This is a genomic window from Candidatus Binatia bacterium, assembly GCA_029248525.1.
In the GTDB taxonomy this organism is placed as follows: Bacteria; Desulfobacterota; Binatia; order UBA12015; family UBA12015; genus UBA12015.
Map to the genome: position 1 here is coordinate 263437 of JAQWJE010000008.1, position 23032 is coordinate 286468.

Sequence of the window (23032 nt, forward strand, 5' to 3'; positions counted from 1 at the left end):
AATGAAGCAGTTTTTGCGCAGCATGATGCTCCTGGCGCTCGTCCTCGGCTTGGGCCTTGGGGGGCCGACAACGCTGATCGCCGCGGATCCGACGATCAGCGCGATTCGGATTCGCGGCAACGATCGCGTGGACGAACAGGCCATTCTGATTCATATGAAGATGGAGGCCGGCGACGTCTATACGCCGAAGGGGGCTGACGAAGATCTCCGAGCAGTCTGGGACCTGGGCTTCTTCAACGACGTCCAGATTCATATCGACCCCACGCCGAACAAGCGTGGCCAGATTATCCTCACGCTGGAAGTAGTCGAACGACCGCTGATCGACGGGGTTTCGATCGAGGGCGATCACGACGTGGATGCAACCAAACTCGATCAGGCCCTCGGCGTTCGGGCACGAACGATTTACGACCCCGAAAAGGTGCGCAAGGGGATTGTCCGGGCGGACAAGCTGTTTGAAGAGGACGGCTATCTCGACGCTTCGATCAAGGCCCGATTGGACCCCGGCGAACAAAAGGGTGAAATCGAACTCGTCTACGTCATCGATCAGGGTCAGCCCGTCCGAGTTTCGGATATTCGATTCGAAGGCAATGAGGAATTCAGCAGTCGTGAGCTTCGGGGCGTCATGGAAACCAAGGAGGCCTGGTTCCTCTCCTGGCTTCTTGATTCGGGCATGCTCAAGAATGAAATTCTCGACACGGATATGGAGCGTCTGAAGGCGTTCTATTACGACAGCGGATACGTCAATGTGCGAATCGATACCCCCGAGGTCGAGCGCAAGGATGATGGAATCGAAGTTCTGATTCGGATTTCCGAAGGCGAGCAATTCGAGTTCGGAGAGATCCGCTTCGTTGGCGATACCAGCACCGAGCATCCGATGGAGGAGGCCGAGCTCTTCAAGGAGGTCGAGAGTCAGTCGGGCAAGACCTTTCGGGCAAGTTTCCTGCGCAAGGATGTCGAGTCCCTGACCGATTTCTTTGGTGACCAAGGGTACGCTTTTGCCAACGTGGAACCCGAGACGACCGTCCGCCCGGACGAACGGAAGGTGGACGTACGTTTCCGCGTCGATCGCGGACGACCGGTGAAGATCGCACGCATCGACGTGACCGGTAACAGCAAAACACGGGACAAGGTCATTCGGCGGGAGCTCAAGGTCGGCGAGCAGGAGACCTTCTCGGCAACCAAGTTGAAAAAAAGTCAGGACGCGCTCAACCGGACCGGGTTCTTCCAGAACGTCAATGTGACGACACGGAAGTCCGACAGCGACGACGCAATCAACCTTCTCGTGGACGTGAAAGAGGGCTCGACGGGAACCTTCAGTGCGGGCGCCGGGTTCAGTTCGGATGATCGGTTCTTGTTCAACGTTCGAGTTTCGGAGAACAACCTTTTCGGACGTGGTCTCCGCGTGGTGCTCAACGTCGATGTGGGCTCGATTCGGCGCAATATCTACGTTTCGGCAACCGACCCATATTTTCTCGACACAAAGTTCCTGACCACCGCGACGGTGTTCGACTACCGACTGGAATTCCCGGACTTCTCACGTGAGGCTCTCGGGTTCTCGGTTCGGGCGCTCTATCCAATCGAGGCGCTCGGGATTACCCATATCGGGCCGATCTCCTTCGAAGACAGTCGCATCGGCTTCGAGTATCGATTGGAACAGGCCCGCATTTCGAATATTTCCCTTTTTGCGCCGCCGGATGTCTACGCATCGGGTGGTCGAGAGGTGATCAGCGCACTGGCACCTTCGTTCCTCCGCAACACTCTCAACCACGCGTTTGATCCGACCGAGGGCTCTTATCAGGACGTTTCTCTCGAATTTGCCGGCATTGGCGGGGATACGACGTACTTTCGAGCCGAAGCGCGAGCACGCTGGTTTATCCCGATTCTGGAAGTGGGTTCACTTGGCCCGCTCGTCTTCTCGTCCGGCGGCCGGATTGGCTGGGGCATTGGCGAGGCGGGCGTCTCGGGGCGTGAGATCCCTCTGATCGAGCGATATTTCCCGGGTGGGATCAACAGTGTACGTGGCTACCAGGTCCGTACACTCGGTCCGCGTGAGGAAGTCTTTGGTCCGCAGGGCCAATCTCTCGGCTACGAGCCCGTTGGCGGAACCAACCAGCTGATCGTCCAAAGCGAATTCATTATCCCCCTGGTGCCGCAGTTAGGCCTGCGCGGAGTGGTCTTTTTTGACATGGGCAACGCCTGGCTGCAAAAAGATGGGATTGATTTTGGGGATTTACGTTACTCCGTTGGAGGCGGGGTCCGTTGGCTCTCGCCTTTCGGACCGTTAAGGATTGAATTCGGCGTTCCGTTGAACCTCGGCGAGTTCGAGCAGAAAGAGGGGATTCTCTTCTCTTTCGGAGCACCTTTATAACTTGGAAGGATACGATCTAGATGAAACTTACGCAGATGATTTTCGCTCTTCTCCTCGGTTTTTTCCTGGCAAACCCGGGAACAGCATCGGCCGAAGGGAAAATTGCTTTCGTGAACTTGCAGCGTGCCGTTGAGGAGTCTGCGGCGGGGAAAGCGGCCCTCGCGGAGTTCCAGACCTACGTGGCGAACAAGCGCACGGAGATCGAGGCGGACCAGAAATCCCTCACCACGCTTCAGGAAGACATTGAGCGCAAGGCTGTCGTGATGAATGAGGACGAGAAGCGCAAGCTCGTTCGTGAGTTCGAAGACAAGCAGATTGACTTCCGACGCAAGGTGGAAGAGGCGCAGGTTGATCTCCAGGCACGCCAGCAGTCCGTCTACAACGAACTTGGCGGCAAGGTGAAGCAGGAGGTGCTGAAGCTCGGCACCAGTGGCGGCTATACCGCAATTCTTGATTCGGGAGCAGCGCTCTATTCGGATTCGGCTTCGGATGTGACGGATCAGATCATCAAGGCGTTCGACGCCAATAATGGATAAGTGAGGGCAGGCCCTTGTCGGGCATTGAACATTTGCCAATCGAGCTGCTTCCTCATAAATACCCCTTCCTCCTGATCGACAGGGTGGTTGAGGTAGAGCCGGGGAAGCGGCTTGTGGCGCTCAAGAATATCACTCGGAACGAGCCGCAATTCAGCGGTCATTTTCCGGACCGACCGATCATGCCGGGAGTGCTTCTCTGCGAAGCGATGGCACAGGCCGGGGGGATGCTGGTCCACGGAACCCTCAATGATGGTTTCGATATCGACCGGGCGGTTCAGGAGTTGTTCCTGGTCCTGACGACGCTGGAGCATGTCCGGTTTCGTCGCCAGGTCGTGCCGGGGGATCAAGTTCGTGTGGAAGTGGAACTGGTGCGCAAGCACCGACCTCTCTGGAAACTCAAGGGTCGTGCGACGGTCGAGGGTCAAGTCTGCGCACAGGCGGAGTTTTCGACCGTCGAGATCGATCCTTCAATTACACCCGGCGGTCCCGAGAAACCGACCTCGGTGGACATCCATGAAACCGCAGTGGTCGCCAAGGGCGCCGAGCTCGAGGCGGGTGTTGTTGTCGGTCCATACTCGATTATCGGCGCCAACGTTCATTTGGGGCCCGACGTTCGGGTGGAATCCCATGTGACGATCGATGGTCATACCACCATCGGTCGGGAAAGTGTGATCTCTCCCTATGCGAGCGTGGGTTCCGTCCCGCAGGACTTGAAGTTCCACGGCGAGGATTCGCGATTGGTGATCGGGGAGAGAAACCGGATTCGCGAGTCGGCGACTCTGAGCATCGGTACCGAAGCGGGTGGCATGGAAACCACTGTCGGGAACGACAATCTCTTCATGAATTTCAGTCACGTGGCGCATGACTGCAAGGTCGGTGACAACTGCGTTCTGGCAAACGGCGCGCAGGTGGCCGGCCATGTCTCGCTGGAGGACCGCGTCATTGTTTCGGGACTCGCTGCGATCGCTCAGTTTATCCGCGTGGGCGAATCGGCTTTTCTCGGCGGTGGCTCGATGGTCGTGAAGGATATTCCTCCGTTTTGTCTGGCCAGTGGCGATCGGGCCCGCCTGGTCGGTTTGAATGTGGTCGGCCTCGAGCGGCGCGGTTTTGCCGCCGAGGAGGTTTCAGCCTTGAAGCAGGCTTATCGTGTCTTGTTCCGCTCCAAGCGTGTTCTGAAGGAAGCGCTTGCGGAGGTGCGGCAGGACATGGGGGCATGGCCGCGGGCGGTACAGTTGGTCGAGTTCGTGGAGGCGTGCGAGCGCGGCGTAACGCGCCCCTAGGCTGTATTTGTGGGAGAAGCCAAGCTCGCCTTGATAGCCGGAAACGGCGTGTTTCCGGTTCTGGTCGCTCGCGGAGCCCGAGCTTGCGGTGTGACGGTCGTCGCGGTCGCGCATCGAGACGAGACCGACCCCTCGATCGAGGAGGAGGTCGACTCCTGCACTTGGGTGAAAGTGGGTGAGCTCGGCCGAACCATTCGAACGTTCGTCGCCGCCGGCTGCGATCACGCGGTGATGGCGGGAGGCATTGGCAAGGTGCAGGCTCTTAGTTCGGTACGACCGGACTGGCGGGGTGCCGCATTTCTTTTGCGCATGCGCACCTTGCAGGACGATCGCTTGTTGCGAGGGATCGCCGAGGAAATCGAAAAGGAAGGCATGCCTGTCGTGTCTTCAACCAGATATTTACCCGACCTCGTGCCGACTCCCGGGAACCTGACGAAAAAAAAGCCCTCGGCGAGTCAGATTCGGGACATCGAATTCGGACGCCGGGTTCTTGCGGCGACCGGACCCTTCGAAATTGGCCAAACCGTCGTGGTCAAGGACGGTCTGGTCTTCGCGCTCGAGGCGGTGGAAGGGACCGACGCCGCGATTCGGCGGGGGTCGGAGCTCGCGAGCGGCGGTGCTGTGGTGGTGAAGGCCGCGAAGCCGGAGCAGGACCTCAGATTTGATGTGCCCGCGATTGGTCCCGAGACCATTGCTCTGATGAAGGAAGTCAATGCTTCTGTTCTTGCGGTCGAGGCGGGAAGAACCATTATTCTGGAACGGGACACGGTGCTTGCGGCCGCCGAGGCCGCCTCCATTCGGATTCTGGCATTTGATGCGGAGAAGGATTCATGAGTTCGAATAAAGCGCGCGCGGCCGTGGTTGGCACCGGTCATCTGGGAACCTTCCATGCCGAGAAGTATGCGGCTATCGAAGCCTGTGATCTCGTCGGCGTTGTCGATGTGGACCACGAGCGCGCACGCGCTTTGGCTGATCGTCTTTCCTGCAAGGCTTTTTCGTCGCCGATGGATTTGGTCGGCAAGGTGGACTGCGTGAGTGTTGCCGTTCCGACCACGCTGCATCGCTCTGTTGCCGGCGAACTTCTCGAGGCAGGAGTGGATTGTCTCGTGGAAAAACCCCTGGCTGCGAGCGGTGCCGAGGCCGACGAGTTGGTGGCCCTCGCGCGAGAGCACGGCTGCATCCTGCAGGTCGGCCATCTCGAGCGTTTCAACCCGGCGTTGATTCGTCTGGCGGGGATGATTCGCAAACCGCGGTTTGTAGAATGTCATCGTCTGGCCCCATTTACGCCGCGCGGCGCCGACGTCGACGTCGTGCGGGATCTGATGATTCATGATCTGGATCTGATCGGGCTGCTCCAGCCGGCGGAAATTGTACATATCGACAGTGTGGGCATTCCGGTGCTGACGCCAAACGTCGACCTGGCCAATGTTCGAATTCGTTTCGCCGACCGATGCGTGGCCAATGTGACCGCGAGTCGGGTGTCGGGCAAGCGGGAGCGCAAGTTACGTTTGTTTCAGGAGGATCTCTATCTCGCTATCGATTTGGGGGAGCGCAAGGCGCAAGTGGCACATCGTCGATCCGGCACCGATGCTGCGCTCGAGATAGACTGGGAAGAGTTGGATCTGGGGGAGGGGGACGCTCTGGAAGCTCAGATTCGGGCGTTTGTCGCCTCCGTTCAGACCCGCGCGCGGGCGGCAACCACCGGGGAAGATGGGAGCCGGGCGCTCCATCTTTGTGAGAGAATTCTCACCTCGATGGAGACCGAGTGAGCGGGTCGCCGCATGTGTTGCTGGTCGCCGGGGAGTCCTCCGGGGACCTTCGCGGGGCGGAACTGGTCCGCGCCCTGCGAGACAAGGTCCCCGGCATCACCTTTTCCGGCGTCGGCGGAGACCGTTTGAGGGCTGAGGGAATGGAGATCCTGGTTGCGGCTGAAGAGCTGTCGATCATGGGCTTGACCGAGGTGGTCGGACAAGCGGGAACGATCCTGAGTTCCTATCGAAAGATACGGCGTGCCATTCTTGGCAAAGACGGCGCTCGACCCGACTTGGTGATCCTGATCGATTTTCCGGATTTCAATCTGCGGTTGGCAGGGGTGGCGAAACGAAATGGGATTCCGGTCTTTTACTATGTGGGTCCGCAGGTCTGGGCCTGGCGTCGGTACCGGATCGGAACTCTTGCCCGGCGTGTTGATCGCCTCGCGGTCGTGTTTCCCTTCGAAGCAGATCTCTACAAGGGTCTGACCCGGGTGGATTTCGTCGGGCATCCTGCGTTGGAGACCGTACGGGCTGATTCCACGCGATCATTTGTACGCGCAGAATTGGGTCTTTCCGAGGAGCAGCGTCTGGTCGCCGTCCTCCCGGGCAGTCGCCGCGCCGAAATCAACAGCCTCCTGCCGATTTTTCAGGGTGCGTTGGCCAGGCAACGTGACGTCCGGGGTGTGATTGCCCTGGCGGGCGAGGAACTGCGTCCGACAGCGGAGTCTCTGGCGGACCCCGACCTGCCGATTTTAACTGGTCGGACCTGGGATCTGGTGGCCGCAGCCGATTTGGTTTTGCTCTCGTCGGGTACCGCGACTCTCGAGACAGCCTTGCTTGGGACACCGATGGTGGTGGCCTATCAGCTTTCTCCGCTGAGTTTCGCCATTGCCAAACGTCTGGTGCAGGTCGACCATATCGCCATGCCCAACCTGATTCTCGAGCGTCGGGCGGTTCCGGAATTGGTGCAGGACGAGGTGACCGTCGACCGGGTGGCGGCTGCTGCCAGCGAGATTCTGGAGGACCCGGAACTCTCCGCAAGAATGCGTCGAGATCTGGCTTTGGTTCGTGAAAGGCTAGGAACCCCGGGGGCTGCAGACCGCGCCGCCGACATTGCGATCGAAATGCTCAGGCCCGCGAATGTCTAGCCAGTTGCGTGGTCTTTTGGACCGCGGGCCTCGAATCCGCTAGGCAAAGGCTGCCGATGCCGGAGCGTTCCAACTATAAGCGCCTTCTGGCGTATCTCAGGCCCTATGTCTGGCCGAGGTTCGTCGTTGCCCTCTTCGCGACCGTTCTGTTCAGCGCCACCAATGGCGCCGTGCCTTTTCTGATTCGCTTCATCTACGACGATATCTTCGAGAATCGCGATGCACAGATGCTCACTCTGATGCCCTTTGCTGTTTTCGGTCTTTTTGTGTTCCGCGGCGTGGCGAATTTTACCAGCAGCTATCTAACGGAGTGGGTCGGTCAGCGGGTCATCGCCGACCTTCGAGCCGACCTGAATCGAGCGATTCAATACCTGCCCTTGTCGTTCTTCAACCGGACGCCAAGCGGAACGATCGTCTCGCGCATGACGAGCGATGTCGCACAGGTGAGTGCTGCGGTTACGCAAGCTTCGATCGTGATCCTGCGCGATACCGCGTCACTAATCGCGACGATTACGGCAGCCTTTCTCATGGATTGGGTTCTGGCTCTGATTGCCTTTGTCGTGTTTCCGGTGGCGGTCCTCCCGGTTCTCAGTCTCTCGAGGCGGCTCAGGAAATATTGGAAGAAGGGACAGGAGACGCTGGGAGGACTGGCCTCGCTGGTTCAGGAAACGGTTCAGGGGAATCGAATCGTAAAAGCCTTCGGCATGGAGGATTATGAAGAGAGCCGATTCGGCGCGGAAAACGAGCGTCTCTTCAAGTTTTACGTAAAAGCGGCTCGCTCGCGCTCGCTGGTCCAACCGATCATGGAGGTGCTCGCGGCGGTCGGGATCGCTGCTGTCCTCTGGTACGGCGGCTACAGCGTGATTCATGGGGAACGAACGACGGGTGCCTTCATGGGCTTCGTGGCCGCGCTGATTCTGGTCTACGACCCATTCAAGGGACTCGCTCGAGTCAATGCGACGATTCAGCAGGGGATGGGGTCCGCGGATCGGGTCTTTGAGATTATTGACGAAGAGACCGATGTCCCGGATCTGCCCGAGGCACCAGCGGTGAAGCCCTTTGCTGGGGAAATGATCTTCGAGAAAGTCTCCTTCTCCTATCCCCCGCGGGAAGGTGAAGCGGTCGCTTCACCGGCTCTTCGCGGGATTGATTTGAGAATTGCTCGCGGCGAGGTCGTGGCGTTGGTGGGGGCGAGCGGCAGCGGGAAGTCGACCCTGAGCGACTTGCTGGCCAGGTTTTATGATCCGACCGAGGGGCGAATTCTGTTCGATGGGACAGACCTCCGGGAGGTTTCGTTGAAATCCCTGCGGGCTCAGATCGGTGTGGTCACGCAGCAGACGTTTCTTTTTGACGATACGGTCGGGGCCAATATTGCTTATGGTGGCGACGCGTCCAGTCTTGAAAAACTCGAGGCTGCGGCGCTGGCTGCGCATGCCAGCGAATTCGTTCATAAACTTCCATCCGGGTTCGCCACGGAAATCGGCGAAGCCGGGGTGGCCTTGTCGGGCGGGCAACGACAGCGCCTGGCCATCGCACGCGCCTTGCTGAAGGATGCTCCGATTTTGATTCTCGATGAGGCGACTTCGGCTCTGGATTCGGAATCGGAGAGGTTGGTGCAGGCAGCGATCGATCATCTGATGACCGGGCGGACAAGTCTGGTGATTGCGCATCGCCTCTCGACGATCCGACGTGCCGACCGGATCGTTGTTTTGAGCGACGGACGGATTGTGGAAGAGGGTACGCACGAAGCCTTGTTGGCCCTCGGGGGACAATATCGGCGCTTGCATGACCAGCAGCAGCTTTTCTCGGAGCCATCCGAGTGAGGCTGCTGCCCGCGGGATCTCGCCGGGAACGAGCTTTCGTCTGGATGGGAGGTCTGCTCATCTTTCTCGTCCTCCAATTCCTGCGTTGGACGACGCGATCTTCTTTCGAGGGAGAAGAGGAACTTTTCTCGCGCTTTGCGTCTGAGGAGCCTGTGATCCTGGCTTTCTGGCACGGCCGGCTTGCGATGATGCCCTTTGCTTATCGAGGTCGCGGTGCCTGCATCATGAATAGCCGTCATCGCGACGGTGCATTGGTCTCTCGGGCGATCGAACGCCTGGGGATCGAGGTCGTGCACGGTTCGAGCACTCGGGGGTGGGTGGGTGGATTGAAGGGCCTGCTTGCGGCGCATGAACGCGGTCTCGATATCGTGGTCGTCCCTGACGGGCCAAAAGGCCCGCGCTGCAAGGCCAAGCCGGGCATTCTGCAACTGGCGCGCGCGACTGGTGCGCCGATTTATCCAGTTGGCTATTCGGCAACGAGTTTTGGATTTCTGTCCCGCAGCTGGGATCGACTTCTGCTCCCCAAGCCGCTCTCTCATGTGCACTATGTCGCGGGCGATTGCGTGCGGGTTCCGGCAGCGGCAAGTGCCGCCGAGATGGAAGAAGCTCGACGTCTCCTCGAGGCGCGCTTGGTGGGCGTGGCCGCGCGCGCCGACGAACTTGCCGGTATTCCAGCGGCCCTGTCGGCGGAATGGTTGGCGACAGCACCCGCGCCTTCGGCGGGATCAAAGGGCTGATGGCTAAATTTCCGGCACCTCTGGTTTTGCGGCTTTATAACCTGCTTCTCGCACTCGTGGGGATGATGAGCCTGCCTCTCGTCCTGCTTGGTCTGCTCTGGCGGGCTGAAGCACGCCGGGGTCTCGCTGCGAGACTCGGTTTCGGTTGGCCTGCGGGAACCCCGGGTGAACTTCTCTGGGCGCACGGAGCTTCGGTGGGGGAGGTGGAAGCACTGGCCCCTCTGGTCCGTCGCTGGCAGGTCGCGCATCCCCAAGCGCCGGTCGTGGTCACTGCATTGACACTGACGGGAGTCGCAACGGCCCGCCGACTCCTTCCCGGCATTCATGCGATTACGGCACCGCTGGATTTTCCGCTGGTGACCGGTCGGCTCGTCCGGCGGCTTCGCCCATCGCTTTTTCTGTTCACCGAAAATGAATTATGGCCTAACCTCCTGTTGGCCCTGCGCCGGAAAGGGGTGCCCTCGGTGCAGGTCAGTGGGCGTGTTTCGGCCGGTGCTGCGAGTGGGCTCGCGATGTTTCCCCGATTCTCTCGCGCGGTCCTCGAATGCGTCTCGCGCTTTTTACTGCAATCCGAAGCGGACCGGAGCCGTCTCCTGTCTCTCGGGGTCGATGCGGAACGACTTTTTGTCACGGGCTCCTTGAAGGGAAGCGGGGAGGTTCAGGAGCCTCCCGCGGTGCTTGCCAGCCTGGCCTCCCGAGAGCTGGTCGTGGCGGGCTCGACCCATGCCGGTGAGGAATTGCTTTTGGCGGAAGCGCTGCAGTCGCTGCAACGAACCCATCGAGATCTCCTCCTCATTTTGGCCCCGCGTCATCCGGAGCGCTTCGTGGAGGTAGCGGATCAATTATCCGATATGGAAATCCCGTTCCTGCGCAGGAGCGAACTCGTGGGCGCCAGGTTCCCGAAAGGCCCGCAGGTGCTGCTGCTCGATACGCTGGGAGAGTTGGCGGGCTGCTACGGGATGGCGCGAGTCGCATTCGTGGGCGGTAGTTTGGTGCCCGTGGGTGGGCACAACCTTCTCGAGCCGGCGCGCTTTGGCGTCCCCATCGTGGTGGGGCCTCATATCGAATCCGTGGCTGAGTTGGCAGACCGGCTGGAAGCTGCAGGCGGACTCCGTCGCGCGGCAACTGCTGCCGAATTGGCAGTGGAGATCGAGCATTTTCTTCATGTCCGCGATCCGGAGGCGGCCACCGCAGCGCGTGCGATGGCGGCAGAGCTCTCCGGTGCGCTCGACGATACCTGGAGGGCACTCGAGGTACCGCTGAATGGAAGGTCGCTGGTATGAGGGTGGACCAGGAAAGCGGACTGCGCGAGCGCGTGCTCGTCGGATGGCGTCATCGAGGTGCCTTGCGAGTCCTCCTTGCGCCGGCAGCACTTTTATTTGGCCTCGCTGTTCGCCTCCGGGGAGCGGCCTATCGTTTTGGACTTTTCCGAACCCATGCGGTCGACGTGCCGATTGTCAGCATCGGGAATTTGACGGTGGGTGGAACTGGCAAGACTCCTTTTGCGCTGTGGCTTGCGGAACGTCTCTGCGCGCGTGGCTATCGACCGGCGATCGTCACACGTGGTTATGGGGGGGTGCTCAAGGGGCGGGTGGTGATGGTCGGTAACGGCTCTGAGCTCAGCGAAGATGTTTCAGAAGTCGGGGATGAGGCGGTGCTGCTGGCCGAGCGCGCCGGTGTTCCTGTGGTTTGCGGAGCGGATCGGGTGGCGGCTGCGCAAAAAGCTGCCTCGACAAACGAGGTCGACCTGATTGTTCTTGATGATGGTTTCCAGCATCGCCGTCTGGGGCGATCGATGGATATCGTGTTGGTGGATGGCCGGGCAGGCTTCGGAAATGGAGGGCTACTGCCGGCAGGTCCCTTGCGCGAGCCTCTGGCGGCGCTTCGGCGTGCAGATGCTGTCGTGGTCACGAAGACTCGGGAGCCTGGCGATGTCGGTGCACGGGTTTCGGCAGCGGTTCCGGGCGTTCCGGTCTTTACCGCGGGCTTCGCCCCGGCCGCAGTGATCCATTATGAGGACGGTGAGACAATGGTCCGGCCACTCGGCACCATTGTCGGCCGCAAGATCGTGACGGTGTCCGCGATCGCTGACCCTACATCTTTTTATGAACTGCTCGGTGATCTCGAAGTCCAACCGATCGACGTGCTGGAGTATCCCGACCATCACGATTTTGACCAAGCCGACTGGCAGCAGATCTCGAAGGTTGCTCATGCGGCGGACCTGATCGTCTGCACGGAGAAAGACCTGGTGAAGTTGAGACGCTTTCCCTTCGCGCGGGGGCGCTTGGTGGCGCTTCGTCTGGAGCTGCGGATGCCTCCGGACGAGGAGGCCGATCTTCTTTCCCTGTTGGCGAGGCGGACCGCCTAGCGCTTGGCGCAGGACAAAACTGTCTATGGGCAATGCCTGCGGGATGTGGTTAAACTCAGGCCCGAGGATTTCAGAATGTTGATTTTAGTTACAGGATGCGCAGGGTTTATCGGTTCACAGATTGTAGATGCTCTTTTGCTGCGCGGCGATCAGGTGCGTGGGCTCGATTGCTTTCTGGATTATTATCCGCGCGAGCGTAAAGAGAAAAACATCGAGAACGCTATAGGAAATCCCAACTTTACGTTTCTCGAAGAAGATTTGATGACGGCCGATCTGAATTCGATTTGTGCGGATGTGGATGCGGTAATTCATCTCGCCGCTCAAGCCGGGGTGCGTGCGAGTTGGGGGCAGGATTTTTCGATCTACTGCAACTCAAATATTCAGGGAACGCAGAGGTTGCTGGAGGCCTGTCTGGCGAGGAAAACAAGGGTTGTCTATTCCTCGTCCTCTTCCATCTACGGCGATGCGAAGGATTTCCCGACCAGCGAAGAGACGCTTCCGCAGCCAATTTCCCCCTACGGAGTCAGCAAGCTGGCTGGGGAGCATCTTTCACGGCTCTACACGGTTTCCGCTGGCGTCCCGACGATTTCTCTCCGCTACTTTACGGTTTACGGTCCTCGCCAACGTCCGGATATGGCTTTCCATAAATTCCTTCGAGCCCAACTCGAGGGGTCTGAAATTACTCTTTATGATGATGGCGAGCAGACACGAGATTTCACTTTTGTGGGTGACGTGGTCCGCGCCAACCTGCTGGCTCTCGAAAATGGCACGCCCGGAACCGCCTACAATATCGGCGGGGGCTCGCGAGTGACCGTGAATCATGTGCTGGAGATGATCGGTCGGATCACGGGCATCGCGCCTCGGGTGGAACGTCTGGGCAAGCAACTCGGTGATGTCCGGCACACGCACGCTGCGGCGGAGTTGGCTGCATCGGAATTGCAGTGGTCGCCGCGGACCGGCCTCGAAGAGGGCCTTCAGGCTGAGTACGACTGGCTCAAGCAAGAGATCTGCTGAGTGCAGAGATCTTCCATGAGGCACGCCCAGGTGCATGGCTCTGCCAGCCTTTTGCGAGGTTAGGATGCTCGACGGGGGCGCGCCGAAAAAGATTCTCCTGATTCAGACAGCCTTTCTGGGTGACGTCGTCTTGGCGACGGCTCTGCAGCGACGGCTCTCGGAGGCTTTTCCGGAAGCGGAAATTCATTGGCTGGTGCGGCCCGACGCCGAGGCGATTGTGGCACCACTGGTCCCTTCCGGCAGGGTCCTGGTGTATGCCAAGCGAGCCGAGGCGCGTGGTGCCGGAGGATTTTTCAGGATGGCCAGAATTCTCGCCGAACGAGAATTCGATGCCGCTGTTGCCGTGCAGCGCTCGTTTAGGACCGCTGCGCTGCTGTGGCAGGCTGGAATTCCCCTTCGAATCGGCTTCGCCGGTGCGGGCGGCTGGTTTTTCTACAATCGGCGCGTGCCTCATCAGGGCCTCCATGCGCGCGATCGAATGGTGCGTCTCGTCGAGGGGTTTGGTGTTTCGGCAGCCGATCCACCCGAGCCCTATCTCCGGGTCGCTACGGATGCTCGGGAGGCGGTTCTTGCTCGTTTGGCAGCCGCAGGTGTGGGGTCGCGAGAGCGTTTGGTGATCCTCGCGCCCGGATCTGCGTGGCGAACGAAGCAATGGCCGGCGCGATACTTTGGCCGCGTGGCGGGTGATCTTCTCGCGAAAGGCTTTGATCGCGGGATTGTGGTGGGCGGTGGTGGCGATGGCATGCTGGCCGCGGAAGTGGCGGATGCTGCGGGCGAGGGCGCTTCGCGGATTCTGGATTGGACGGGGCAGACAACCGCTGCCGAATTGGTCGCGACGATTGCGCATGCGCAGTTCTGTATCGCCAATGATTCGGCACCCGGTCATATTGCGGGCGCGGTCGACACGCCGTTGGTGGCGATTTTCGGGCCGACCACACCGGAGATGGGATTCGTGCCTCTGGGCCGTTGGGTGACCATCGCGGGACACCAGGCTCTCGCTTGTCGGCCCTGTTCCCGCCACGGCTCGATGCATTGTCCGGTCGGGACCCATGCCTGCATGGAGGAGTTGGACCCGGTTAGGGTGTCGCGGGTCGCATTGCAGTTGGATTTCGAAACCGGATCCCGGGGCGTCTGACCTTGGTGGCCGAGGCTCGGTACTTCCGGGAAACTGCTCCCTGCGGATCCTTGGAAATGGGCGTCTCGACATGATTTTGAAGAAAAACGCCAGTGAATCGGTCTTCCTCGTTGTCAACCATGGCACTCGAAGCAGTTCCGTTGTACGAACACGCCCGGAATGATGACATCACGAAGGCTTTCCGGATTGATCGCGGGATTTCCCCGGGCTCGAGTTCTGGTGGTGGGCGATCTGATGTTGGATCGCTTCATCTGGGGAGAGGTGCAACGGATTTCGCCGGAAGCTCCCGTGCCGGTCGTTCGCGTCATGGAAGAGAGCAACCACCCTGGAGGCGCGGGGAATGTGGTGGCAAATCTCGCCGCTCTTGGCGCAGAGCCGATGGTCGCAGGTTGGGTCGGTCGCGATGCGGCCGGCCGAACGATTTGTGATGGTCTGAAACAGCGGGGTGCGGATACTCGGGGAATTGTGATGAGCAGCCGCGCTGTCTCGATCGAGAAGACCCGCATCGTGGCCCAGCGGCAGCAACTGGTTCGTCTGGATCGTGAGCCGGATCGGCCCGGCCAGGACCTGATCCGCAGGATCTCTCGGTCGGTCGAGAAACTGCTGCCCGGTGCCGATGCCGTGATCGTATCGGACTACGGCAAGGGCACGATTGGTCCCGAGTTGCTGGATTTGCTGGCCAACGCACGCCCGAAACTGGGTTTTGCCTATTTGATCGATCCGAAGCAGCCGAACTACGAGCACTATCGTGGTGCCACGCTGGTGAAGCCCAATGCCGCCGAGGCGGAAGCTGCAGCCGGATTGAAGCCGGATAGTGCTTCGGCGTTGCGTTCGGTGGGCAAGAGCCTGCTGGAAAAATGGCAGAGCGAGACAGTTCTGGTTTCCCGAGGGGAGCAAGGCATGGCGTTATGCCGACCCAATCGAGCACCGGTTTCCTTTGCCGCACATGCGCGGGAGGTTTTTGACGTGACGGGTGCGGGCGATACGGTTTTGGCGACGGCGGCACTGTGCCTCGCCTCACAGGGGACGCCGGAGGAAGCCGCCGAGCTTGCCAACCATGCGGCAGGAGTGGTCGTGGGCAAGGTCGGTACCGCGACCCTGACCCGTGCCGAATTGTCCCGCGCTGCGCGCGGTCAAGCAATATTACGAAGGAGTAAAGGGCGATGAGAAGTATGACTGGCTTCGGCCGCGCACGTGCGCAGGTTTCAGGTGGTTTTTTGACCGCCGAAGTTCGTAGCATCAACTCGCGGTTTCTGGAGTTGAAGATTGCCTTGCCGCGAGAATATCAGGCTCTCGAACCGGATCTTCGAAAGAAGGTCGCGGAATGGCAGGAGCGCGGTCGTGTGGATATCACCATCCGACGAGACGCCAACGAGCAGCGGGCACGAGCGGTGGAATTGGACTTGCCTCTCGCGCGGGAGTCCGTGCGGGCATGGACACGACTGCAGAAGGAATTGGGATTGCCCGGGGAGATTGATCTCGCTCTGCTGCGCCGGACCGCACCCGACGTCGTGCGGCTGCGCGAGCGAGCGGTCCCTGTCAAGTCCGAGGAGGCGGCTTTGCGCAAGGCTCTGGACCGTGCTCTCAAGGCGCACGACCGAGAACGCCGTCGGGAAGGTTCGCACCTTGCCGGAGACATGCGGGGTCGTTTGCGGGTGCTCGATGCGTTGCGCCGTCGAATGCGCGATATCTCGGCCGAGATGCGACCTATTTTTCAGGAGCGGATGGCCAAGCGATTGCGCAAGGTGCTCGGTAATCAGACTCCCGAGCCCGAACGTTTGGTTCCCGAGATTGCGATCGTCCTGGACAAGGCGGATGTGAGTGAGGAGATGACCCGATTGGATGCTCATCTGCAGGCTTTCAGAGGCCTCCTTCGCGAGAAGGCCGCCAGCGGCAAACGCATCGAATTTCTTCTGCAAGAGATTCTTCGCGAAGTGAATACCACCGGGTCCAAAGCCAACCATCTGCCTCTGACGCAATGCGTTCTCGAGGCGAAGGCCGAACTCGAGAAGTTGCGAGAGCAGGCGGCGAACGTCGAATGAGTGCGCGCCGTCGGGGGATCCTGCTCGTGGTATCGGCTCCTTCCGGAGGCGGCAAAACCACGCTTGTGAAATCGGCGATGTCGGCTGAACCCTCCTTGCAGCTTTCGGTTTCCTGCACGACCCGCCAACCCCGCGAAGGAGAGGTGGACGGTGTGGATTATAGATTCGTTTCTCAGCAGAGCTTTCGCGATTTTTTGACGGAAGGGGAGTTTGTCGAGTCGGCCGAGGTCTTTGACCATGCCTATGCCACGCCGCGAACCCCGCTGGATGCCGCGATTGCCGAGGGCCGCGATATGCTTCTCGACGTGGATATTCAGGGAGCTCGCTCGCTCAAGAGGGCATACCCGAAGGATGCTGTCGGTATTTTCGTCATGCCGCCGTCTGCGGCCGCCCTCGAGAGCCGTCTGCGTGCCCGCGGCACGGACGATGAAGCGCAGATCGCGCGACGTCTATCTCGAGTCCGGGAGGAGATTACCGCAGCCCGGGAAGTGGGCGTATACGATTATCTGATTGTGAATGATGATCGCGAAAGAGCAGCAGCCGACCTCCTCTCGATCGTTCGTGCGGAGCGTTGTCGGCAGGGACGTCTGTCGCCACCGGAACTGGAATAGAGTCATATTTTCTCCCCGCCTCTGGGCAATGGGGTGTATTCCCGGATAAGGTCGAAGCAGTGAAACTCGACGGACTTCTCAAGAAGGTGGAGGATTACCTTCCCGCAGCACCTCTGGATGTGGTTCGTCGCGCCTACGAGTTTTCCGCGGAGAAGCATAAAAACCAACGCCGCGCGTCCGGCGAGCCGTATGTCACCCACCCTCTGGAGGTGGCCAATATCATCGCAGACCTGCGTCTGGACGTCCCCAGTATCGCGACCGGTCTTTTGCACGATACGGTCGAAGATACCCTCACGACACTCGAGAATATCGAAGCGGGGTTCGGACCGGAAGTCGCAAGCCTTGTAGATGGCGTGACCAAGATCAGCCAGATCAATTTCGCGAGTCGTGAGGAGCAGGAAGCCGAGAATTTCCGCAAGATGATCCTGGCCATGTCCAAGGATGTGCGGGTGATTCTGATCAAGCTGGCGGACCGGACACATAATATGCGGACCCTGAGCGCCTTGTCACCGGCACGGCGTCGCAAGATTGCGCAGGAAACTCTGGATATATACGCGCCTCTCGCGCACCGGCTCGGCATCTACTGGATGAAGAGCGAGATGGAGGATGCTGCATTGCAGGCCCTGCATCCCGAAATCTATTACCAGCTGAAAAGGTTTGTTTCGCAGAAAAAGACGGAGCGCGAGAAATATATTCGCGAAGTCCATCGGTTGCTCGAGCGCCAGTTGGCTGGCTCGGGCATCGAGGCAACCGTATCGGGGCGCCCCAAGCATTTCTATTCCATTTATCAAAAAATGGTGAACCAGAACCTGCTCTATGAGCAGTTGTTTGATCTCGTGGCCTTCCGAATTGTCGTCGACTCCAAAAGAGATTGTTACGAGGCTCTCGGTTGCGTTCATGAGCAGTGGCGACCCATCCCGGGTCGTTTCAAGGACTATATCGCCTTACCCAAGGCGAACGGATACCAGTCTCTGCATACCGCGGTGCTCGGGCCTCAGGCGGAGCGCATCGAGGTGCAGATCCGCACGACCGATATGCACCGGATCGCCGAGGAAGGTGTTGCGGCTCATTGGAAGTACAAAGGCGGCTACGCCGGCGCGCAAAAAGAACTGCAACGTTTCCAGTGGCTCCGGCAGATGTTGGATTGGCAGCAGCAGGTCAAGGATCCTGAAGAGTTCCTCGATGGCTTCAAGGAAGATCTCTTTGCCGATGAGGTCTATGTCTTTACGCCCAAAGGCGATTTACGTCACTTTCCCAAGGGAGCGACAGTTGTCGACTTCGCCTACCGGATCCACTCCGAAGTCGGGCATCGTTGCACTGGCGCGCGGGTTGGGGGACGCTTGGTGCCGCTCCGCTACCAGTTGCAGAACGGCGATATGGTGGAAATCATTACCACCCAGAAGCAGACGCCCTCGCGCGATTGGTTGAAGTTCGTTCGCACCCCTCGGGCCAAAGAGCGAGTTCGTGCGTGGATCAAGGAGCAGCAGGCTTCTCGGTCGTTGGAGGTCGGGCGCGAGATCCTGACCCGCGACCTCGCCCGGGTCGGACTCGATTTGGGGCGACTTCTGCGGGAGGGCGTCCTGGCGCGGGTCGCCGAGGGGCTTGAGCAAAAAGACGCCGATAGTCTGATCGCGCAGGTGGGTTACGGCCGGATGACTTCCCGGGAGATCCTGGCAGAGATTGATCCCGAGGCGGACCTCGACCATCCGGTAGAACCGGGTCGACTCGAGCGAATGATCCGGTCCGTCAGTCGTCGGTCGGCGGAAGGCGGTGTGCGCGTTTCCAGTCTGCCGGATGTGCTGGTTCGATTTGCGCGTTGTTGCGACCCGATCCCCGGAGAGCGAATCGCTGGTTTTCTGACCCGTGGACGAGGCGTGACGGTGCATGCCACCGTATGCTCGCGCGTGTTGGAAGCTGATCCCCTGCGTCGCGTGGACTGCGTCTGGGACACCGAGACCACTGCGAATCGACCCGTGAAGATTGAAGTCGCCTGTGTGGATGAGCGCGGTCAGTTGGCCGGAATCTCGCGGGCCATTGCCGCTGCCGGAATCAATATCCGTAAGGCTGAATCCCGGGCGATCGAGGACGGGAAGGCGATCAATACCTTCGAAGTCCTGGTCGAGAACATAGATGATCTGGCTCGGTTGATCCGTCGATTGACCAAGCTCAAGGGCGTGATCTCGGTGGAGCGTATTCGCGCCTGATCCGCCTGAGGAAAGGAATCTTATGAGTATCGTAGAATCGGTTTCGACTCCGGCGGCCCCCGCAGCCATCGGCCCCTATGCGCAAGCGACTGCCGCCGGCGGCATGATTTTCTGTTCGGGACAGATCGGATTGTCCCCGGAGGATGGCGCTCTGGTTGAGGGAGGGGTCGCGGCCGAGACCCGGCAGGCCCTGCTCAATTTATCAGCAGTGCTCAAGGCGTCGGGCGCCAGCTTTGGCGATGTGACCAAGACGACTCTCTATCTGGTTCAGATGAGCGATTTCGCTGTTGTGAACGAGATTTACGCCGAGTTTCTCGGCGAATCGCGCCCGGCTCGGGCGACGGTCGCGGTTTGCGAATTGCCCAAAGGGGCTCTGTTCGAGATCGACGCGATCGCCTGCCTGCGCTGAGGGTGGACCCCGCTGGGGTCGCGGCGCACCGGCTCTCAGTCGCGAGCCTTCTCGACCAGGTTGGAGGTCGAATGCCCCTCGACTAATTGAATTCTCGCAACTTTACCGCCCCATGCCCGTACCTCGGTGCCTCCGATAATCTCCTCCGCCGCCCAATCCGCTCCTTTGGCCAGGACGTCCGGTTTGGTTGCGAGAATCAGATTCAGGGGATTGTCCTCGGGGAAGATCACTACGTGACCGACGCAGGCGAGAGCTGCGAGTACCTCGGCGCGAGCGGCCTCTCCTTGTAGCGGTCGGGATGCTCCCTTGAGCCGTCGGACACTGGCGTCTGCGTTGAGTCCGACCACCAGGATGTCTCCGAGCGCGCGCGCCATTGCGAGGTAGCGAACATGGCCCGGGTGGAGAAGATCGAAGCACCCATTGGTAAAGACGATACGACGAGAGGCTTTGCGATAGTCTTCGCAGGCCAATCTGGCTTCCTCGAGTGTGCTGATTTTTCTCTGGTAGGCGAGTGCTTCGGACAGCTTGTCTTCCGGCATATCCGACTTGTAGCACGAGGGGGGCAGGTGGTACGAGGAGTGTTCGAGTTCCGGATGATCGGGACCAAAGCGCAGGTGCGGTGGTTTGGGTAATTCCATTGAAATTTTATCGGCGGTCGTGGCGAACCAGATTGCTGCAGGCGAGGTGATCGAGAGGCCTGCTTCGATTGTGAAAGAGCTTGTGGAGAACGCTCTGGATGCCGGCGCTCGACGGATTGATGTGTCGGTACGCGAGGGGGGCCGGGAGGAAATCATCGTGCAGGATGATGGTTCGGGCATGGCGCGTGCGGATGCGGAGCGGGCCTGCTTGCGCCATGCGACGAGCAAGCTTCGCGAGATCGACGAGATCGAGCGGATTGCCAGTTACGGTTTCCGCGGCGAGGCGTTGGCGAGTATTTCCTCCATCTCGAAAACCACGATCGAGACCTGCGAAAATCGCGCAGCTGAAGGTACCTGTATTCGGGTTCAGCAGGGGAAGGTCCTGGAGGTTTTGCCGGCAGGAGTGCCCGAGGGGACCAAGATCACGGTAAGGGAGTTGTTTGCCTCTGTGCCGGCGCGGCGGAAGTTCTTGCGCACAGCCCAGACAGAGTTGGCCCATATCTCGGATTGGTTGTTGCGCGCCGCACTCGCGCGCCCGGAGGTGGCTTTTTCTTTGACGCACGGGGCGCGGGAGGTATTTCGACATCCCGCGGTCGCTGATCCCGGAGAGCGGCTGCGCCAAGTTCAGGGCGCGACGCGAGCGGGCGAAATGCTGGCGTGTTCGGGTGAGGCTCATGGGATTCGCGTCACGGGTTGGGTCTCGCGCGCGGGCAAGAGCTATCCGCAGTCCAAGGCGATTCTTTCCTACGTGGGAGGCCGGGTGGTGCGGGACCGAGTCCTGACGCGAGCGGTTCTGGATGCTTATCGGGCCCTGCTGCCTCAGGGGCGCTACCCGGCAGCCGTGCTCTTTCTCGAGCTCCCTCCCGGAGAAGTCGATGTGAATGTGCATCCGGGTAAAGTTGAAGTTCGTTTTGCCAATGGCGACCAGGTGTATAGCGCGGTTTTGCGCACCATTCGCCAGGCTCTCGAGGACGGAATTCAGGCACCGGCCGCCCTGGAAACGCGGGGCGACGTGGCGTCGACTCAGGAGAGTTCCCCCTCGAGGGTGAGGGGCGCCAGCGGCGGTTCCGAGGTTTCGGCTCGCGTGGAGGAGTCGCTTGCCCGCTATGCCGCTCGCCCGGGATCGCGGGAAACACGCTCCTATACGATTCGGTCGACGGAGCAGGCCACTGATAGGCGCGATCGCGCCGGTGTGTCGGTGCCCGGCGGTAGTGACCGTCAGGACGCGATGGAATTTGCCGCAAAAGGCGATGCCGAGCCTTCGTCGGATGGGCGCCCCGCAGGACTTCCACGGTTTGCCGACCTTCGTGTGCTGGGCCAGGCGATGAACGGTTATATCGTGACGGAATCGAGGGATGGTCTGGTCCTGATCGACCAGCATGCCGCTCACGAACGGGTTCGCTTCGAACGCTTGCGAGCACAGGCAGCGACAACCATTGCGAGCCAGCAGTTACTGGTGCCTTCGGTGGTGGAGTTGGATCCGACTGCGCTAGCTGCTCTGGAGGCCAATGCCGACCAATTGCGGGCCGGCGGTTTCGAGATCGACAGCTTCGGCACCGGCCGGGTGGTGCTCCGGGCGCTTCCAGCCTCGTTGGATGTCTCGACGGACGTGGAGGTCCTGTTGGCCGAACTCGCGCGCGAGTTTGCCGAAATGGGGAGCCGCGGAACCGAGGAGCGGATTCTCGCAGCGCGAGATACCCTCCTGGCGCGGGTCGCTTGTCACGGAGCGGTGCGGGTGGGTGATCCCTTGACGATGGACGAAATGAAGCAATTGGTCGCAGATCTCGATACGATCCCGTTTGCCGCAACCTGTCCGCACGGTCGGCCGATGGTGGCGCCGATCCCTCGCGGGGAAATCGAACGGCGCGTTCTCCGCTAGCCGATCCCGGCGGGTGTTCGACCGGGAGGCGGATTGAAAAATGGGTACGAGTCCATAAGTAGGGATGCTGGATGGTAACGCCGACGAAAAAGAGGAACTCCAGCGCTCGCGGAGCGCCGTGCTCTTCGATGCCGAGGGGGGTTGCATGAGCGGTGGCTCGGGCCGGTTGCCTCTGGTGGCGATTGTGGGCCCGACAGCTGCCGGAAAAAGCGCTCTGGCACTCGAGCTTGCCTTGACGGGGCAGGCCGAGGTCGTCTCGGTCGACTCTCGCCAGATCTTCCGGCATCTGGATATTGGCACAGCGAAGCCGACGGCCGAGATGTGTGCTCAGGTTCCGCATCACCTGATTGATGTGGCCGAGCCTGACGAGTCTTACGATGCCGGTCGCTTTGGACGCGAGGCGACCGCAGCGGTTCGAGAGATACGGGGGCGTGGTTGCGCACCAATCCTATGTGGTGGCAGCGGGCTATATTTGCGCGCCCTCGCGGAGGGGATGCCGGACCTGCCCGAGCCGGATCCGATCCTCCGTGAGCAATTGAAGCATGAAGCCGATGGGCGTGGGGACGCGGAGATGCACGAGGAACTCTCCAGCCTCGACCCTGGAGTCGCCGCGCGCGTTGCGGTGGGGGATCGCCGGCGGGTGTTGCGTGCATTGGAGGTGTTCCGCCAGACAGGCAGGCCGCTTGGAGAGTGGCAGGAGGAGCATGCCCGCCGGCCTCGGCCATTTGAAGTTCTGACGGTCGTGCTCTCCCCTTCTCGGGAGATTCTTGAATCCCGCATCCGGGAGCGTGCCGAGGCGATGTGGGCCGAAGGGTTGGTCGCCGAAACGCGGGGGATCCTCGACCGTGGATTCTCCGGAGAGCTGGCTTCGTTGCAGTCGATTGGATACCGCGAGGCGCAGGCCTTCCTTCGGGGCGAGCTCTCGGAGGAAGCAGCTATCGAGGCGATCGTCCTGACCTCTCGGCAATATGCCAAGCGCCAGAGGACCTGGTTTCGAGGCATTGCGGGGGCCCATTGGCTTGAGGAGGCTCGTTGGCCAGTGTCTCTCCAGCGCAAGGTTCTCGATTGTCTGGGATGAGGAATCCC

The 23032-nt window shown here is 60.4% G+C and carries 19 protein-coding genes and 1 pseudogene; 19 read left to right on the forward strand and 1 reads right to left on the reverse strand.

The annotated features are described in order from the left end of the window. Position 1: 1 nt before the first annotated feature. From bamA to P8K07_01965, 17 genes are all read left to right on the forward strand, one after another. Entirely contained in the window at positions 2-2368 is a 2367-nt protein-coding gene (gene bamA / locus P8K07_01885; GenBank protein ID MDG1957272.1) for an outer membrane protein assembly factor BamA, read from the forward strand. Between the two features lie 20 nt (positions 2369-2388). Continuing rightward, a complete protein-coding gene (locus tag P8K07_01890; protein MDG1957273.1) occupies positions 2389-2904 on the forward strand; it encodes an OmpH family outer membrane protein in 516 nt (171 codons plus the stop codon). 14 nt (positions 2905-2918) lie between these two features. After that, positions 2919-4184 (forward strand): acyl-ACP--UDP-N-acetylglucosamine O-acyltransferase, encoded by a 1266-nt coding sequence (gene lpxA / locus P8K07_01895; protein MDG1957274.1) that lies wholly within the window; start codon positions 2919-2921, stop codon positions 4182-4184. A gap of 9 nt (positions 4185-4193) precedes the next feature. Then, on the forward strand, positions 4194-5018 hold the full coding sequence (gene lpxI, locus P8K07_01900; protein ID MDG1957275.1) for a UDP-2,3-diacylglucosamine diphosphatase LpxI: 825 nt from the start codon (positions 4194-4196) through the stop codon (positions 5016-5018). Then, positions 5015-5953 carry a Gfo/Idh/MocA family oxidoreductase gene (locus tag P8K07_01905; GenBank protein MDG1957276.1) on the forward strand — a complete coding sequence of 313 codons (939 nt, stop codon included), beginning with the start codon at positions 5015-5017 and terminating at the stop codon, positions 5951-5953. The genes lpxI and P8K07_01905 overlap by 4 nt, the downstream gene beginning before the upstream one ends. Then, complete coding sequence (gene lpxB / locus P8K07_01910; protein ID MDG1957277.1) at positions 5950-7086, forward strand: lipid-A-disaccharide synthase; 1137 nt, start codon at positions 5950-5952, stop codon at positions 7084-7086. Before P8K07_01905 ends, lpxB begins: the two co-directional genes overlap by 4 nt. Positions 7087-7142: 56 nt before the next feature. Further along, on the forward strand, positions 7143-8909 hold the full coding sequence (gene msbA, locus P8K07_01915; protein ID MDG1957278.1) for a lipid A export permease/ATP-binding protein MsbA: 1767 nt from the start codon (positions 7143-7145) through the stop codon (positions 8907-8909). Then, a complete protein-coding gene (locus tag P8K07_01920) occupies positions 8906-9646 on the forward strand; it encodes a lysophospholipid acyltransferase family protein (GenBank protein MDG1957279.1) in 741 nt (246 codons plus the stop codon). The genes msbA and P8K07_01920 overlap by 4 nt, the downstream gene beginning before the upstream one ends. After that, the gene (locus P8K07_01925) at positions 9646-10929 is read left to right on the forward strand and encodes a glycosyltransferase N-terminal domain-containing protein (GenBank protein ID MDG1957280.1); all 1284 of its coding nucleotides are present in this window, start codon (positions 9646-9648) and stop codon (positions 10927-10929) included. The genes P8K07_01920 and P8K07_01925 overlap by 1 nt, the downstream gene beginning before the upstream one ends. Then, positions 10926-12014 carry a tetraacyldisaccharide 4'-kinase gene (gene lpxK, locus P8K07_01930; GenBank protein MDG1957281.1) on the forward strand — a complete coding sequence of 363 codons (1089 nt, stop codon included), beginning with the start codon at positions 10926-10928 and terminating at the stop codon, positions 12012-12014. The genes P8K07_01925 and lpxK overlap by 4 nt, the downstream gene beginning before the upstream one ends. A gap of 75 nt (positions 12015-12089) precedes the next feature. Next, entirely contained in the window at positions 12090-13028 is a 939-nt protein-coding gene (locus tag P8K07_01935; protein ID MDG1957282.1) for an NAD-dependent epimerase/dehydratase family protein, read from the forward strand. A gap of 34 nt (positions 13029-13062) precedes the next feature. Further along, positions 13063-14163 (forward strand): lipopolysaccharide heptosyltransferase II, encoded by a 1101-nt coding sequence (gene waaF / locus P8K07_01940; GenBank protein MDG1957283.1) that lies wholly within the window; start codon positions 13063-13065, stop codon positions 14161-14163. Between the two features lie 159 nt (positions 14164-14322). Next, positions 14323-15330, forward strand: coding sequence for a D-glycero-beta-D-manno-heptose-7-phosphate kinase (gene rfaE1, locus P8K07_01945; protein ID MDG1957284.1), 1008 nt, complete (start codon positions 14323-14325; stop codon positions 15328-15330). After that, positions 15327-16205 (forward strand): YicC family protein, encoded by an 879-nt coding sequence (locus P8K07_01950; GenBank protein ID MDG1957285.1) that lies wholly within the window; start codon positions 15327-15329, stop codon positions 16203-16205. The genes rfaE1 and P8K07_01950 overlap by 4 nt, the downstream gene beginning before the upstream one ends. Next, positions 16202-16816: a guanylate kinase gene (gene gmk / locus P8K07_01955; GenBank protein MDG1957286.1), complete on the forward strand. Its 615-nt coding sequence runs from the start codon at positions 16202-16204 to the stop codon at positions 16814-16816. Before P8K07_01950 ends, gmk begins: the two co-directional genes overlap by 4 nt. A 59-nt stretch (positions 16817-16875) precedes the next feature. Continuing rightward, on the forward strand, positions 16876-19020 hold the full coding sequence (locus P8K07_01960; protein MDG1957287.1) for a bifunctional (p)ppGpp synthetase/guanosine-3',5'-bis(diphosphate) 3'-pyrophosphohydrolase: 2145 nt from the start codon (positions 16876-16878) through the stop codon (positions 19018-19020). Positions 19021-19042: 22 nt separating this feature from the next. Beyond that, the gene (locus tag P8K07_01965) at positions 19043-19429 is read left to right on the forward strand and encodes a Rid family detoxifying hydrolase (GenBank protein ID MDG1957288.1); all 387 of its coding nucleotides are present in this window, start codon (positions 19043-19045) and stop codon (positions 19427-19429) included. Positions 19430-19464: 35 nt separating this feature from the next. Here the strand turns inward: P8K07_01965 and rfaE2 are convergent. Beyond that, positions 19465-19929, reverse strand: a pseudogene (rfaE2, locus tag P8K07_01970) (D-glycero-beta-D-manno-heptose 1-phosphate adenylyltransferase). Between the two features lie 124 nt (positions 19930-20053). Here rfaE2 and mutL point away from each other — a divergent pair. Next, entirely contained in the window at positions 20054-21946 is a 1893-nt protein-coding gene (mutL, locus tag P8K07_01975) for a DNA mismatch repair endonuclease MutL (protein ID MDG1957289.1), read from the forward strand. Positions 21947-22010: 64 nt separating this feature from the next. Continuing rightward, on the forward strand, positions 22011-23024 hold the full coding sequence (gene miaA / locus P8K07_01980; protein MDG1957290.1) for a tRNA (adenosine(37)-N6)-dimethylallyltransferase MiaA: 1014 nt from the start codon (positions 22011-22013) through the stop codon (positions 23022-23024). The last annotated feature ends 8 nt before the right edge of the window (positions 23025-23032 follow it).